This is a genomic window from Xenophilus sp. Marseille-Q4582, assembly GCF_916700565.1.
GTDB lineage: Bacteria > Pseudomonadota > Gammaproteobacteria > Burkholderiales > Burkholderiaceae_C > Xenophilus.
In genome coordinates, this window is sequence record NZ_CAKAKO010000008.1 from 46,539 (window position 1) to 60,159 (window position 13,621).

The window sequence follows — 13,621 nt, forward strand, 5'->3', positions numbered from 1 at the left end:
CGGCTGAACGCATTGTTCAAATCGGTGAACAATGGCTGCATGAAAATGCCGAACACCGCGGACACCGAGCGGCCTTGGGCCGACCTGCACTGGCTGGGCGTGCTGGCGCAGCAGGGCAGCTACACGGCCGCCGCGCAGCGCCTGGGCGTGAGCAAGGCGGCCGTGAGCCAGCGCATCGCCGCGCTGGAGCGTGCGGCCGGCGTGCCGCTGGTGCAGCGCACCACGCGCAGCCTGCGTCTGACCGAGGCCGGCCAGCGCCTGGTGGAGGAAACCCGCGCGCCCTTCGAGGCCATCGCCCATAGCTTCGCGGGCGTGCGCGATCTGGCCGGCGTGCCGCGCGGGCGCCTGCGCATCACGGCGCCCGTGGCCCTGGCGCGCCAGCAGCTGGTGCCGCGGCTGCCGGACTTCCTGCGCGCGCAGCCCGAGGTGCGCGTGGAGCTGGAGCTGTCGGACCGGCTCAGCGCGCTGAGCATGGAGGGCCTGGACCTGGCGATCCGCCATACCGCCGCGCCGCCCGACACGCACGTGGCCTGGGCGCTGTGCCGCACGCGCACCGTGCTGGTGGCCAGCCGCGCCTACCTGCGCCGGCGCGGCACGCCGCAGGCGCCGCAGGACCTGCAGGCGCACGACTGTCTCTATTACCCGCGCGGCACGCACCAGCCGGCGTGGCATTTCCTGCCGCACGAGGCGCGCCGGCGCCGGGGCGAGGCCGCGCCCGCGCGCACCACGGTGGCCGTGGCCGGTCCCTTCTGCGCCAACAACAGCGAGGCGCTGCGCGACGCCGCCATCGCCGGCCTGGGCATCGCGCTGCTGCCTGACTTCAGCGCCCAGGCCGCGCTGCAGGCCGGCAAGCTGGTGCAGGTGCTCACGCCCTGGGAATCGGTGGGGGCCTTCGGCGAGCACATCTACGCCATCCGCCCTTACGCCCCCCATGTGCCGCGCGCCGTGGGCGTGTTCGTGGACTGGTTGCGTGTGGCGTTCGAGGGGGGCTTCGCGCTGCCGGGCCGGCCAGCCGGCGCCCTGAAACCCTGTGGGAGGTCCGCGCATCCGGCCTGGCGCGTCATGCGCAGCAGGTAGGATGCCCGGTTTTGCAGCTGGCGTGCCCACCGTGGGCCGCCGGCCCGACTGGTCCCACCCTGCTGCCCTTGTCGCCCGCCATGACCGAGGCTCCGAGCGCTCACGACCGCGCCGCCGACCCCGCTGACGCCCGCCCCGCCGCCGACGGGCCGCGGCTGCAGCGCGCGCAGGCCGAGGAGCACGGCCCGTGGGCGCCGACCGGCCGCTGGACAGCGCTCGGCTTCGCCCAGCCCGGCGCCTGGGCCGCGCTGGAACGCGCGCTCCAGGACAGCCGCGGCGCGCAGCCCGGCGCCTCTGACGCCTGGGATCTGCGCGGGCTGGAACAGCTGGACCACATCGGCGCGCAACTGCTGTGGAACCACTGGGGCCAGGCCTGGCCCCAGCGCATCGAGCTCGGCGACTCGCACCAGGCCGTGCTGGACCACGTGGCGCGTTTCAGCGGGCACGCGCCGACCGGCGCCGCGCCCTCCATCGGCCAGCGCTGGCATGCCTGGCTCCTGGGCAGGTGGTCGCGCGGCCCGGTGCTGCTGCGCGTGGGCCGCGACGCGCTCACCCTGCTGGGCCAACTGGCGCTGGACCTGGGCCGGCTCGTGCGCGCGCCGCAGCGCGCGCCGTGGCGCGACATCTCGGGCCACCTTTACAACACCGGCGCCACGGCGCTGCCGATCACGGCCCTGGTGGGCCTGTTGATCGGCGTGGTGCTGGCCTATCTGATGTCGAACCAGCTGCGCAACTTCGGCGCCGAGAGCTTCATCGTCAACATCCTGGGCCTGTCGCTGATCCGCGAACTGGGGCCGGTGCTGGCCGCCGTGCTGATCGCGGGCCGCTCGGGCTCGGCCATGACGGCGCAGATCGGCGTGATGCGCGTGACCGAGGAACTGGATGCGATGCGCGTGATGGGCATCCCGCACGGCTTCCGGCTCGTGATGCCGCGCGTGATCGCGCTGGCCGTGGCCATGCCCTTGATCGCGCTGTGGACCTCGGCGGCGGCGCTGATCGGCGGCATGTTCGCGGCGCAGCTGGCGCTGGACATCTCGCCCGCCTTCTTCGTGCAGCAGCTGCCGCGCGCCGTGCCCTTCAGCAACATCGTGCTGGCGCTGGCCAAGTCGGTGGTTTTCGGCATGCTGATCGCGCTGATTGCCTGCCACCACGGCCTGCGCGTGGAGCCCAACACCGACAGCCTGGGGCGCGGCACGACTTCGTCGGTGGTCACGTCGATCACGGTGGTGATCGTGGTGGATGCGATCTTCGCCGTGCTCTTTCGCGGCGTTGGATTCCGGGTCGGATGATGGCGGTGGACCTCCAGGGCGACGTGGTCGTCGACATCCAGGGCCTGTGGACCGTGTTCGCCAAGCCCGGCGGCGAACAGGTGGTGCACCAGGACCTGGCGCTGCAGATCCGCCGCGGCGAAATTCTGTCGCTGGTCGGTGGCTCGGGCACGGGCAAGACGGTGCTGCTGCGCCAGATCCTGGGCCTGCAGGCGCCCACGCGTGGCCAGGTGCGCGTGCTGGGCGCGCCGCCGGCCGCGCTCGGCGCGCAGGGTGGGGCGCTGGTGGGCATGCTGTTCCAGCACGGCGCGCTGTTCTCGGCCTTCAGCGTGCTCGACAACATCGCGCTGCCGCTGCGCGAACTCAAGCTGCTGCCCGACGACCTGGTGCGCGACGCCGCGCGGGTCAAGCTGCAGATGGTGGGGCTGGGCCCCGAGCACGCGAGCAAGATGCCGGCCGACCTGTCGGGCGGCATGATCAAGCGCGTGGCGCTGGCGCGCGCGCTGATCATGGACCCGCCGCTGCTGCTGCTGGACGAGCCCACCGCGGGCCTGGACCCGGAAGCCTCCGACAGCTTCTGCGACCTGCTGCGCGGCCTGCACCGCGAGCTGGGCCTGACGGTGGTGATGGTCACGCACGACCTGGACACGCTGCTCGATCTGTCCACGCGCATCGCCGTGCTGGCCGACCGGCGCGTGATCGTCGCCGGCACGGCGCAGGAAGTGATCGCGGTGGACCATCCCTTCATCCGCCACTACTTCCTGGGCGGGCGCGGCCAGCGGGCCCTGCTGGCCCTGGATGACAAGGACCGGCATCAGGAGCCCGGCGGGGCGACGGATGCCGCCTGAAGAAAGGAACACGCCATGGAAAACAAGTCCCATGCCTTCGCCGCCGGCGCCTTCGTGGTCGGACTGGTCGCGGCGCTCGTGGCCCTGATCGTCTGGTTCACGCGCGACGACACCGTGCGCCATGTGTACGAGCTGTCCACGCGCGATCCGGTCAGCGGCCTGCAGCCGCAGGCGGCCGTGCGCTACCGCGGCATCGCCGTGGGCAAGGTGACGAGCATCGACTTCGACCCCGGGCACAAGGGCAACGTGCGCGTGCGGCTGTCGGTGGACGAAGCGGTGCCGCTGACCAAGTCCACCTATGCCACCCTAAGCTACCAGGGCGTCACGGGCCTGGCCTTCATCGCCCTCGACGACAAGGGCGAATCGCAGGAGCCGCTGGCGCCCAACGACGAGGACCCGCCGCGCATTCCGCTGCGCCCCTCGGCGCTGGCGCAACTGCAGGACCGCGGCGAGGTGATCATCAAGCAGGTCGAGCAGGTCACCACGCGCATGAACGAACTGCTGGGCGACGCCAACCAGCAGCGCGTGGCGCAGGCGCTGGAGAACATCGCGCGCACCAGCGAGTCGGCCAACCAGCTCACGCGCCAGCTCGACAGCACCATCAAGAACCGGCTCGAGCCCGCGCTGGCCGCCATTCCGCCGCTGGCCAGCCATGCCACCACGGCACTCGGCACCGTGAAGACGGCGGCCGCCGACGTCTCGCGCGTGGCCAACAACTTCAACGGCACGGTCACGCGCCTGAACGCGCCCGACGGCCCCATCGACCGGCTGGCCACCGGCACGCAGGCGCTGAGCCAGGGCATGGACAGCTTCAACGGCGCCACCTTGCCGCGCCTGAACCGCGTGGCCGACGAGGCCTCGCTGACCATGCGCCGCCTGGGCCGCGTGGCCGACAGCCTCAACGACAACCCGCAGTCGCTGCTGTTCGGCCGCGGCGCGGCTGAGCCCGGCCCGGGCGAAGCCGGCTTCACGCCGCCGCCTGCGGCGACCGCTGCGCAGCCCTGACGACCGGAGGCTTTTGCGATGTCCCTCTTCACCGACTTTTCTTCCGTGCGCACTCGCGCGCGCGCGCCCTTCTCCGGTCTGCTGCTGGCCTCGGCGGCCGTGCTGCTGAGTGCCTGCGGTTCGCTGCCCGACAAGCCCCAGCGCGCCACGCTCTACGACTTCGGGCCCGGCCCCTTGCCGATGGCAGCGACCCCGGCCACCCCTGCCGCGCCCGCCGCGCAGCGGCCCGCGCTCACGCTGCCCGACATCGAAGCGACGGGCCGGCTCGACGGCACGCAGCTGCTCTACCGCCTGGGTTACGCCGATCCGCAGGTGCTGCATGCCTACGGCCAGGCGCGCTGGAGCCAAGCGCCAGGCCAGTTGCTGCGCCAGCGGCTGCGCGAATCGCTGTCGGCCCAGCGCGCCGTGCTCGGCCCCGACGAGGCGGCCAGCATCGCGCGCCAGGACGGCCGCGTGCCCGACGTGCTGCGCATTTCGCTCGACGAGTTCAGCCACTATTTCCAGGCGCCGCAGCAGAGTACGGGCCTGGTGCGCCTGCGCGCCACGCTGCTGCGCAACGGCCCCGCGGGCGACCGCGTGCTGGCGCAGCGCAGCTTCACCGTGCAGCGCCCCGCGCCCACGGCCGACGCGCCCGGCGGCGTGAAGGCGCTCACGGCGGCCACCGATGCCGCGGTGGCCGAGATCATGCAATGGATCGAGGCGGCCCAGCGCTGACGGGCCGGCGCTAGAGAGGGCTTCTTTCCAGAACGGGAAACAGCTTCCCCAGCCCGTTCGCCATCACCTCCACGGCCAGCGCGGCGAGGATCAGGCCCATGAGGCGGGTCATGACGTTGATGCCGGTCTTGCCCAGCACGCGCGCAATCGGTTCGGCCAGCGAGAAGGCCAGCAGCGTGAGGCCCGCGATCACCACGCCGTAGCCGATCAGCAGCGCCATCTGCCACCAGGTCTGGGTCTGGGTGGCGTGGATCACCATGGTCGAGATGGTGGCCGGGCCGGTCAGCAGCGGGATGGTCAGCGGCACCACGGCGATGGAGGCGCCCATGGCGGCCTTCACCTCGGTGGCGCGCACTTCCTCGGCGCTGGCCTTGGCCTCCGCCGGCTGCGCGTTGAGCATCGACAGCGAGCTGATCAGCAGCAACAGCCCGCCGCCGACCTGGAAGCTGGCGATGGAGATGCCGAAGAAGCCCAGCAGCTGCTGGCCGATGAGCGCGCTGATGGCGATGACCAGGAAGGCGCTGAAGGCCGCCACCTGGGCCGTGCGCAGGCGCTGGGCCGCCGTGTAGCCCTGCGTGTAGTGGATGAAGAAGGGCACGATGCCCAGCGGGTTGACGATGGCCACCAGCGTGACCAGCGGCTTGATGAGGTCCATCGAGGTGGCCATGGCGGCTCCTGCGTCCGTGGGGTGCGCGCGGGAGGGGCCGCCTAGCGTCCGCCGCCCACGTCGATGAAGCTGCCGGTGGTGTAGCTGGCCTCGGCCGAGAGCAGCCAGCAGATGGCGGCCGCCACCTCGTCGGCGGTGCCGGTGCGCTGCATGGGCACGGTGCTGGCCAGGTCGAAGGCGCGCGTGGGCATGCCGCCCGAGGCATGGATCTCGGTGTCGATCAGCCCGGGTCGCACGGCGTTCACGCGGATGCCCTGGTCCGCCACTTCCTTGGCCAGGCCCACGGTGAAGGTGTCGATGGCGCCCTTGCTGGCTGCGTAGTCCACGTACTGGCCCGGCGAGCCCAGGCGGGCAGCGGCGCTGCTCACGTTGACGATGGCGCCACCGCTGCCGCCGTGGCGCGTGCTCATGCGGCGCACGGCCTCGCGCGCGCACAGGAAGCTGCCCGCCACGTTGATGCGGAACATGCGCTCCAGCCGCGCCGCGTCCATCTGCGCCAGGTCGGCTTTCGCGTCCACGACGCCCGCGTTGTTGACCAGCGCCGTGAGGCGTCCGAGCTTGGCGTCCACCTTGCGGAACATGGCCACGATCTGCGCCTCGTCGCCCACGTCGGCCTGCACCGTGAGGGCCGTGCCGCCCTCGGCGCGGATGGCGCGCACGACCTCGTCGGCCGCGAGCGACTGGCGCGTGTAGTTGACGGCCACGGCATAGCCGGCGCGCGCGGCGCGCAGCGCGGTGGCCGCGCCGATGCCGCGGCTGCCGCCGGTGACCAAGAGCACCTGCGAATCCAAGAGCTTTCTCCTGCATGAATGCGGCGCCTGCGGTACAACCGGGGCCGGCGCGGACGCGACCACCCGCGCGCCGCTGGCCGGCATTAAACCATCGGCCTTTCTCCCGCCCGCCCTTTTCTGGCAACCGTCCGTCCGGAGTTCCGCTTGCCCTCGACCCTCGACTACTTCTTCGCGCCCCACAGTCCCTGGACCTACCTGGGCCATGCCCGCCTGGTGGCGATGGCCGAGGCCGCCGGCGCCACCGTGCGCCTGAAGCCCATGGACCTGAACCAGGTCTTCCCGGTGTCGGGCGGCCTGCCGCTGGCCCAGCGCGCGCCGCAGCGCCAGGCCTACCGGCTGGTGGAGCTGGCGCGCTTCGCCAAGCACCTGCAACTGCCGCTGAACCTGCAGCCGCGCTTCTTCCCCGTGAAGCCCGACGATGCGGCGCGGCTGATCCTGGCCGTCGAGGCGGACCAGGGCACGGCGCAGGCGCTGGCCTTCACGGGCCGCGTGATGGCGGCCGTGTGGGCCGAGGAGCGCGACATCGCCGATGCGGCCGTGCGGGCCGACTTGCTGGCGGCCCAGGGCCTGCCGGCCGCGTTGCTCGACGCGGCCCAGGCGCCCGAGGTGCAGCAGCGCTACCAGGCCTTCACGCAGGAAGCCATCGAACTCCAGGTCTTCGGCGCCCCCACCTATGTGGTGGACGGCGAGATGTTCTGGGGCCAGGACCGGCTCGATTTCGTCGAACGCGCGCTCGCGCGCTGAGCAAGCGCTTCCATTTCCCTTTCACCTTCATCTGTACAAGGAACTTCCATGGGCCAATTCATCGACCTCACCGCCAAGGATGGCTTCAGCTTCCCCGCCTACGTGGCGGAGCCCGCCGGCACGCCCAAGGGCGCGATCGTGGTGGTGCAGGAGATCTTCGGCGTCAACTCGCACATCCGCTCGGTGGCCGATGGCTACGCGGCCGCCGGCTACCTGGCCGTTGCGCCGTCCACCTTCCACCGCGTCAAGCCCGGCGTGGAGCTGGGCTACACCGAAGACGACATGAAGGCCGGCTTCGCGCTCAAGACCGCGGTCGAGGAACTGCCCGCGCCCGGCGTGCTGCAGGACCTGCAGGCCGCCGTCGAATACGCGGGCCGTGCCGGCAAAGTGGGCATCGTGGGTTATTGCTGGGGCGGCCTGCTGGTGTGGCGTGCGGCCAGCGAACTCAACGGCCTGTCGGCCGCCGTGCCCTATTACGGCGGCGGCATGACCACGCCCGAAGAAGCCGCCCGCCAGCCCAAGGTGCCGGTGCTGGCCCATTTCGGCGAGCGCGACCACTGGATCCCGGTGGATTCCGTGCAGGCCTTCGAGAAGGCGCATCCCGAGGTCGAGGTGCACCTGTACGCGGCCGACCACGGCTTCAACTGCGACCAGCGTGGCTCGTACAACGCGGGCGCGGCCGCCACGGCCAAGGAGCGCACGCTGGACTTCTTGCGCAAGCACGTCGGCTGAAGGCCTACGCGCGGCGATGCCGGGGGCTTTCAAGCGCGACGCACGCCCGTCGCGCCGCTGGCGCGGGCTGGCGGCGGCCGCCGTCCTGGCATGGGCGGGCGCTGGCGCGGCCCCGGCCGCCGACTACGCCGGGCCGCTGTTCGACACGCACCTGCACTACAACGAGGAAGCGTGGAACGGCAGCAGCGGCCCCTTCCCGCCCGCCGAGGCGCTGGCGCGCCTGCAGCGCAACGGCGTGCGCGCCATCGTCGGCAACTCGCGGCCCAACGAGGGCACGCGCACGCTGGCCGCGGCCCGCGAGACGCGTGAGGCCAGTGTCACGGTCGTGCCCTTCGTCCGCCTGTACCGCAACCGGGCCGACTACACGAACTGGTTCCGCGACCCGAGCATCCATGAGATGGTGCTCGCCGAGCTGGCGCGCGGCACGGCCAGCGGCCCCTACCGCGGCATCGGCGAATTCCACCTCTACGACAGTGCGAATGCCGATGGCCCCGTCGCCCGCCAGCTCATGGCCCTGGCCGAGCAGCGCGACTTGGCCGTGCTGGCGCATGTGGACGACGTGGCGGTGGACAAGCTCATGGCGCACACGCCTTCGAAAGGGCGCGAGACGCGGCTGATCTGGGCCCACACCGGCATCGGCGGTGTGCCCGTGGCGCGCGTGCGGGAGATGCTGGAGCGCTACCCGCGGCTGGTGGGAGAACTGTCCTATCGCCCTGGCCTGACGTGTGAGGGGGGTGCGCTCTGCGCCGAATGGCGCGCGCTGATCGAGGCCTACCCGACGCGCTTCGTGATCGGCTCCGACACCTGGGTCAACCAGCGCTGGGTGGACTACGACGGGCTGATGCAGGGCTACCGCCGCTGGCTGGGCGACCTGCCGCCGGCGCTGGCCCGGCAGGTGGGCTGGGGCAATGCCGCCGCCCTGTTCGGCATGCGTTGACGCCGTTCAAGCCGTCTTGGCAGCAGCAGCGGGGTCCGGCACCGTACCGGGCGGCACTTCGCCCTTGAAGCGGCCCCGGCTCTTGGCGCGGTCCTGCAGGTAGTCCAGCAGCGCGCGCAGTGCGGCGCTGTTGTGGCGCCGCTGCAGGTAGGCGGCCGACACCCACATGTCCTGCCGGGCGTATTTCTGCAGCACCGGCACCAGCTCGCCATGGTCGATCTGTGGCTGCACCGCGAGCGCCGGCACGTAGATCACGCCGAAGCCGTGCATCGCCACCTCGACCAGCGGCCCGCCCTCGGTCGCTTCCATGCGGCTGTTCACGCGCACGTCGATGGACTTGCCCTTGTCCTCGAAGCGCCAGACCGGGTGCATGCTTTCGCGGATCAGCGTGAGTGCGTCATGCTGCGCCAGCTGCGTGGGATGCGTGGGCTTGCCGTGCTTCTTCCAGTAGACGGGCGATGCGCACACCACCATGGGCACCTGCAGCAGCTTGCGCACGATCAGGTTCTCGTTTTCCACCGGGCCGAAGCGCAGCTCCACGTCGATGCCGTCCTCCGCCAGGTCCACGTGGTTGGACAGGTGCAGGCTCACCTGCACTTCGGGGTAGAAGCCCATGAATTCGGCCAGCAGCGTGGGCAGTTCGCCGCTGCTGCCCATGGCATACGGGGCGGCGATGCGCAGGCGCCCGCGCGGGGCGCTGGCCCGCTCGGCCAGCTCGGCCTGCGTGAGCTCCACCATCTCCAGCATGGGCGCGCTGCGCTCCAGCAGCAGTTGGCCGGCGTCCGTGAGGCTCACCGAGCGTGTGGAGCGGTTGAGCAGGCGCACGCCGAAGCGCGTCTCCAGCTCGGCCACGTACTTGCTGGCCGTGGCCTTGGAAATGCCCAGCCGCGTGGCGGCGCGCGAGAAGTTGCCCTGCACGGCGACTTCGCGGAAGGCGCGGATCAGGTCGAGGCTGTCCATGTCAGCGCCACCCGGCCGCCCGAAGCTGCTGACACGCCCCCTCGGAGGGGCAGCGGACCGCGCGAAGCGGCGGAGCGGGGGGGCGCCTCGCCACCGCAGGGCCGCCCCAAGGCGGCGAGCATCCCCTCGGGGGGCAGCGGACCTCGCGCAGCGGGGGAGCGTGGGGGCTTCAGTCTCATGTCGGTTCAGATTTCAAGAGGGCGATTGTTTCGATTTCGGGAACACCGTGATTCGAAATGCACGGGTTTCTACGGAGTCGCGGCATCCACAATTCGTTGCACGGGCCAGCGATGACGCAGACCCGAGACGGCAGGCCCGGCGCCTGTCCCCTGATCCGAATCGTTGCCCTCAAACAGGAGTTTAAAAATGAAGACCTCGAAACCTTTGCCTCGGCTGCAGACCTTGAAGAAAAGAAGGTCTCCTTCGACCGCCTCTCGGAACATGCCTACGCGTACACCGCCGAAGGCGACCCCAACACCGGCATCATCATCGGCGACGACGCAGTGATGGTACTCGACACTCAGGCTACACCGGTCATGGCCCAGGACGTCATTCGTCGCATCCGGGAAGTGACCGACAAGCCTATCAAGTACGTGGTGCTGAGCCACTACCACGCGGTGCGTGTGTTGGGGGCCTCGGCCTACATGGCAGAAGGCGGCGAGCAAATCATTGCCAGCCAAGATGCCTACGACATGATTGTCGAGCGGGGCCAGTTCGACAAGGACAGCGAAATCGGCCGCTTCCCTCGTCTGTTCCAGAACGTCGAAAGCGTGCCGCCGGGACTAACCTGGCCCACCATGACCTTCGTCGGCAACATGACGATTTGGCTGGGCAAGCTGGAAGTCCAGCTGCTGCAAGTTGGCCGTGGTCACACCAAGGGCGACATCGTTGCCTGGATTCCTTCGGAGAAGGTGCTTTTCAGTGGCGACCTGGTGGAGTTCGATGCGACACCGTATGCCGGTGACGCCTACTTCAAAGACTGGCCGCAAACGTTGGACAACATCGCCGCGCTCAACCCGGAGAAACTGGTACCCGGCCGCGGCGCTGCGCTTCAAACCGCTGAGCAAGTTCAGGCCGGTCTGAAAGGGACGCGCGACTTCATTCATGACGTATACGAGTCGGTGAGCACAGGCGCTGCTGCAGGCAAAGACCTGCGACAGGTGTACCAAGAAACCTTTGCCAAGCTGCAACCCAAGTACGGCCACTGGGTCATCTTCAACCACTGTATGCCGTTTGACGTGACTCGCGCCTACGACGAAGCCACCCAGTACCCCGACCCTCGCATCTGGACTGCCGAGCGCGACCGCCAGATGTGGCAGGCTCTTGAAGGCTGAGTCTCCTGGCTCGAGTTGGCACCTTGCGCCGTGAGTTCGACACCAAGCTCTGCTCGGGTTCGTAGGGTCGGTAGCTTGCAGCATGCCCCGCTCAACGCATGCTCCGTGTCGCGCCGCATCAGGAACTACCCGGTTCTGCCGCGCAGACACCTACAGCGGCCATCAGCAAAGGGTTTGATCGGCATCGTACCCTTGTAATGGCGATCGCAGCGAGGTGGCAGAGTGTGTGCAGTGCGTCAGGAAGTCCTGGGTCGCACGGCCCAGCCGCTTTTCACGGTGCAGCACGATGGTGAGCTTGCGGCTTGCCTTGGGCAGGCGCGTTTGCAGTTCAACCAGGTGCCCGTCCGCCACGCTTTGTTCCACGGCGTAGCGAGACAGGCAGCCCAGGCCATCGCTGGTCGCCACGACGCGCTTGACCGCCTCGTTGCTGCCCAGTTCGAAGCCGATACGCACCTGCGCCAGGTTGTTGAGCAACCAGTCATCCGTGGTCTGGCGTGTGCCGGAGCCGTGTTCCCGCACCACCCAGGTGGCTTGGGCCAACTGGTGGAGCGTTGCGCAGCCCTTCGCCAGGGGATGGTCAGGCGCCGCGAGGATCACCATCTCATCGTCCCGCCACGGCTGCACCAGCAGGTCGGCATGCGTCTGCGAACCCTCCACAAAGCCGATGTCGACGTCCAGTGCTGCGACCGCATCGATGACTTCACTGGTATTGCCAATGCGCAGATGGATCTTGCTCTTGGGGTGCAGTTGCGTCCACCGCGACACCAGGCTGGGCAACAGGTACTCGCCGATCGTGAAGCTGGCCGCCACCCGCAACGGCGCTGCGTGCTCGTCCGTGAACAGCGCTTGCAATTCGGCCGCCTGATCAACGAGGACCTGGGCCTTGGTCAGCAGCGCGCGCCCGTTTTCGTTGAGCTGCAGGCGCCGGCCGACGCGGTCAAACAGTTCGACGCCCAGCGCGGCCTCGAGATCCGCCAGCGAGGTGCTGGCCGCCGACTGCGAGCGCGCGATGCGATCGGCCGCCGCACGTGTGCTGCCGCCGCGCGCCGTGGCCAGAAAGACCTCCAGCTGACGCAGGTTCACGCGCAGGCGCTGGAACGATGATTGATTGGATTTATCGATCATTATGAAAGATATTATCTGATTTTTTACTTTATGACTTATGCCTATTATCAAATTCGTGAAAGGAATAAGGCGTCTCCTGCGCATCCCACATGTTTGATTGAAAAAGGTTTTTCCTGTGTCCAACTCCTTGTCGCCAACATCCGCTGCGGACACGGCCCGCCCACCAGGACTGCCGCAGCAACTGCTGCAGTTTCTCCCCGGCACGGGCCTGTGTTGTGTGATTGCGATGGCCGCGACCCTGGTGTCCACGTTGCACGGCGGGCCCCAGTTCCTGTACGCGCTGTTCTTTGGCGTGGCCTTTCACTACCTGAGCCAGGATCCCAAGACCCGGCCCGGCATCGAGTTCTGTTCGCGCACCGTGCTGCGGGTGGGCGTCGGCCTGCTCGGTGCGCGGATCACGGCGAGCCAGATTGCGGGCCTGGGCTGGACCACGGCGGGCATCGTGATCGCCGCCGTCGTGACCACGCTGCTGTGCGGGGTGCTGCTGGGCCGCTTTCTGGGTCTGAACCGCGCGCAATCCGTGCTGTCCGGCGGTGCGGTCGCCATTTGCGGCGCGTCCGCCGCCCTGGCGATCTCGGCCGTGCTGCCACGCACCAAGGACAGTGAGCGCTTTACCTTGATGGTTGTCGTGACCGTGACCGTGTTGTCCACCCTGGCCATGGTGATCTATCCGCTGGCGGCCCGGTTGCTGCATCTGCCGCCCGAGCTGGCCGGCTTGTTTCTCGGCGGCACGATCCACGATGTTGCACAGGTGGTCGGCGCAGGCTACATGCTGAGCCCGGAGACCGGCGACTACGCCACCATCGTCAAGCTGTTCCGTGTGTCCATGCTGGCCGTTGTCGTGGTCGTGGTGTCGACCTTGTTCAAGAAGGCACGTGAGCAGGGTGAAGACGGAGACGGCACCGTTGCAACCAAGCAGGCCTTGGTACCATGGTTTCTGTGGGTGTTCGTGGCGCTGGTGATCATCAATTCCATTGGGGGCGTGCCAGCAGCGGTGCAGGCGGGTCTCAACGACGTATCGCGTGCGTGTCTGGTTGTTGCCATCGCGGCCTTGGGCATCAAGACATCGTTCGGGCAACTGGCCCGCGCAGGCTGGCGGCCCTTTTTGCTGCTGCTGATCGAGACGCTGTGGATGGCCGGTATTGTGTTGGCTGCAATTTATCTAGGGCCGTGAGTCGGTTCCCCGTCTCGGGGTGATCTCAATTTCCGTGCAGAACACCGAGAAGCCAAGGGTAAACCCAGAATTCAAGGCGCTGCGATTTGCGCCGAAACCGAGATCACCCCTCATAAGTGGAGCACTTTGGGTGGCCCGCTGGGGAGCGGCGAACTTGACGGTGTAGACGGCCCGGTAGGTGTCGCCCCGGTGGTCCTCGACCACCTCCAGCACGCCGGCCGAGCCGAAACCCGTCCGCCTGGGTG

14 protein-coding genes and 1 pseudogene are annotated in these 13,621 nt (G+C 69.2%); 10 read left to right on the top strand and 5 right to left on the bottom strand.

Annotated elements, in window-relative coordinates; genetic code table 11:
• The first annotated feature begins 39 nt into the window (after positions 1 to 39).
• The 5 genes from LG388_RS25490 (at position 40) to LG388_RS25510 (ending at position 4,912) form a co-directional block, all read left to right on the top strand.
• Entirely contained in the window at positions 40 to 1,077 is a 1,038-nt protein-coding gene (locus LG388_RS25490; protein ID WP_225785368.1) for a LysR family transcriptional regulator, read from the top strand.
• An 80-nt stretch (positions 1,078 to 1,157) separates the two neighbouring features.
• Positions 1,158 to 2,366, top strand: coding sequence for an ABC transporter permease (locus tag LG388_RS25495; RefSeq protein WP_225785369.1), 1,209 nt, complete (start codon positions 1,158 to 1,160; stop codon positions 2,364 to 2,366).
• Positions 2,366 to 3,193 (top strand): ABC transporter ATP-binding protein, encoded by an 828-nt coding sequence (locus LG388_RS25500; protein WP_225785370.1) that lies wholly within the window; start codon positions 2,366 to 2,368, stop codon positions 3,191 to 3,193. Before LG388_RS25495 ends, LG388_RS25500 begins: the two co-directional genes overlap by 1 nt.
• Before the next feature lie 15 nt (positions 3,194 to 3,208).
• Positions 3,209 to 4,198: an MlaD family protein gene (locus LG388_RS25505; protein WP_225785371.1), complete on the top strand. Its 990-nt coding sequence runs from the start codon at positions 3,209 to 3,211 to the stop codon at positions 4,196 to 4,198.
• Positions 4,199 to 4,216: 18 nt separating this feature from the next.
• Positions 4,217 to 4,912: an ABC-type transport auxiliary lipoprotein family protein gene (locus LG388_RS25510; RefSeq protein ID WP_225785372.1), complete on the top strand. Its 696-nt coding sequence runs from the start codon at positions 4,217 to 4,219 to the stop codon at positions 4,910 to 4,912.
• Positions 4,913 to 4,922: 10 nt separating this feature from the next.
• On the opposite strand, the gene LG388_RS25515 is transcribed toward LG388_RS25510, so the two are convergent.
• Positions 4,923 to 5,579: a MarC family protein gene (locus LG388_RS25515; protein WP_225785373.1), complete on the bottom strand. Its 657-nt coding sequence runs from the start codon at positions 5,577 to 5,579 to the stop codon at positions 4,923 to 4,925.
• Between the two features lie 41 nt (positions 5,580 to 5,620).
• Entirely contained in the window at positions 5,621 to 6,370 is a 750-nt protein-coding gene (locus LG388_RS25520) for an SDR family oxidoreductase (RefSeq protein ID WP_225785374.1), read from the bottom strand.
• 144 nt (positions 6,371 to 6,514) lie between these two features.
• On the opposite strand from LG388_RS25520, the gene LG388_RS25525 reads away from it, so the two are divergent.
• Genes LG388_RS25525 through LG388_RS25535 form a run of 3 tightly spaced genes read left to right on the top strand, consistent with a single transcriptional unit; the run spans position 6,515 to position 8,783 of the window.
• Positions 6,515 to 7,114, top strand: coding sequence for a 2-hydroxychromene-2-carboxylate isomerase (locus LG388_RS25525; RefSeq protein ID WP_225785375.1), 600 nt, complete (start codon positions 6,515 to 6,517; stop codon positions 7,112 to 7,114).
• Between the two features lie 48 nt (positions 7,115 to 7,162).
• Entirely contained in the window at positions 7,163 to 7,846 is a 684-nt protein-coding gene (locus LG388_RS25530; RefSeq protein ID WP_225785376.1) for a dienelactone hydrolase family protein, read from the top strand.
• 16 nt (positions 7,847 to 7,862) lie between these two features.
• Complete coding sequence (locus LG388_RS25535; protein WP_225785377.1) at positions 7,863 to 8,783, top strand: amidohydrolase family protein; 921 nt, start codon at positions 7,863 to 7,865, stop codon at positions 8,781 to 8,783.
• A gap of 6 nt (positions 8,784 to 8,789) precedes the next feature.
• On the opposite strand, the gene LG388_RS25540 is transcribed toward LG388_RS25535, so the two are convergent.
• The gene (locus LG388_RS25540) at positions 8,790 to 9,743 is read right to left on the bottom strand and encodes a LysR family transcriptional regulator (protein ID WP_225785378.1); all 954 of its coding nucleotides are present in this window, start codon (positions 9,741 to 9,743) and stop codon (positions 8,790 to 8,792) included.
• A 290-nt stretch (positions 9,744 to 10,033) separates the two neighbouring features.
• On the opposite strand from LG388_RS25540, the gene LG388_RS25545 reads away from it, so the two are divergent.
• Positions 10,034 to 11,077: an MBL fold metallo-hydrolase gene (locus tag LG388_RS25545; RefSeq protein ID WP_225785379.1), complete on the top strand. Its 1,044-nt coding sequence runs from the start codon at positions 10,034 to 10,036 to the stop codon at positions 11,075 to 11,077.
• Positions 11,078 to 11,239: 162 nt separating this feature from the next.
• Here LG388_RS25545 and LG388_RS25550 read toward each other — a convergent pair whose 3' ends face one another.
• Complete coding sequence (locus LG388_RS25550) at positions 11,240 to 12,202, bottom strand: LysR family transcriptional regulator (protein ID WP_225785380.1); 963 nt, start codon at positions 12,200 to 12,202, stop codon at positions 11,240 to 11,242.
• 127 nt (positions 12,203 to 12,329) lie between these two features.
• On the opposite strand from LG388_RS25550, the gene LG388_RS25555 reads away from it, so the two are divergent.
• Complete coding sequence (locus tag LG388_RS25555; RefSeq protein WP_225785381.1) at positions 12,330 to 13,376, top strand: YeiH family protein; 1,047 nt, start codon at positions 12,330 to 12,332, stop codon at positions 13,374 to 13,376.
• Between the two features lie 147 nt (positions 13,377 to 13,523).
• Here the strand turns inward: LG388_RS25555 and LG388_RS25560 are convergent.
• Positions 13,524 to 13,607: pseudogene (locus LG388_RS25560) on the bottom strand (type II toxin-antitoxin system RelE/ParE family toxin); the annotation flags it as partial.
• Between the last annotated feature and the right edge of the window lie 14 nt (positions 13,608 to 13,621).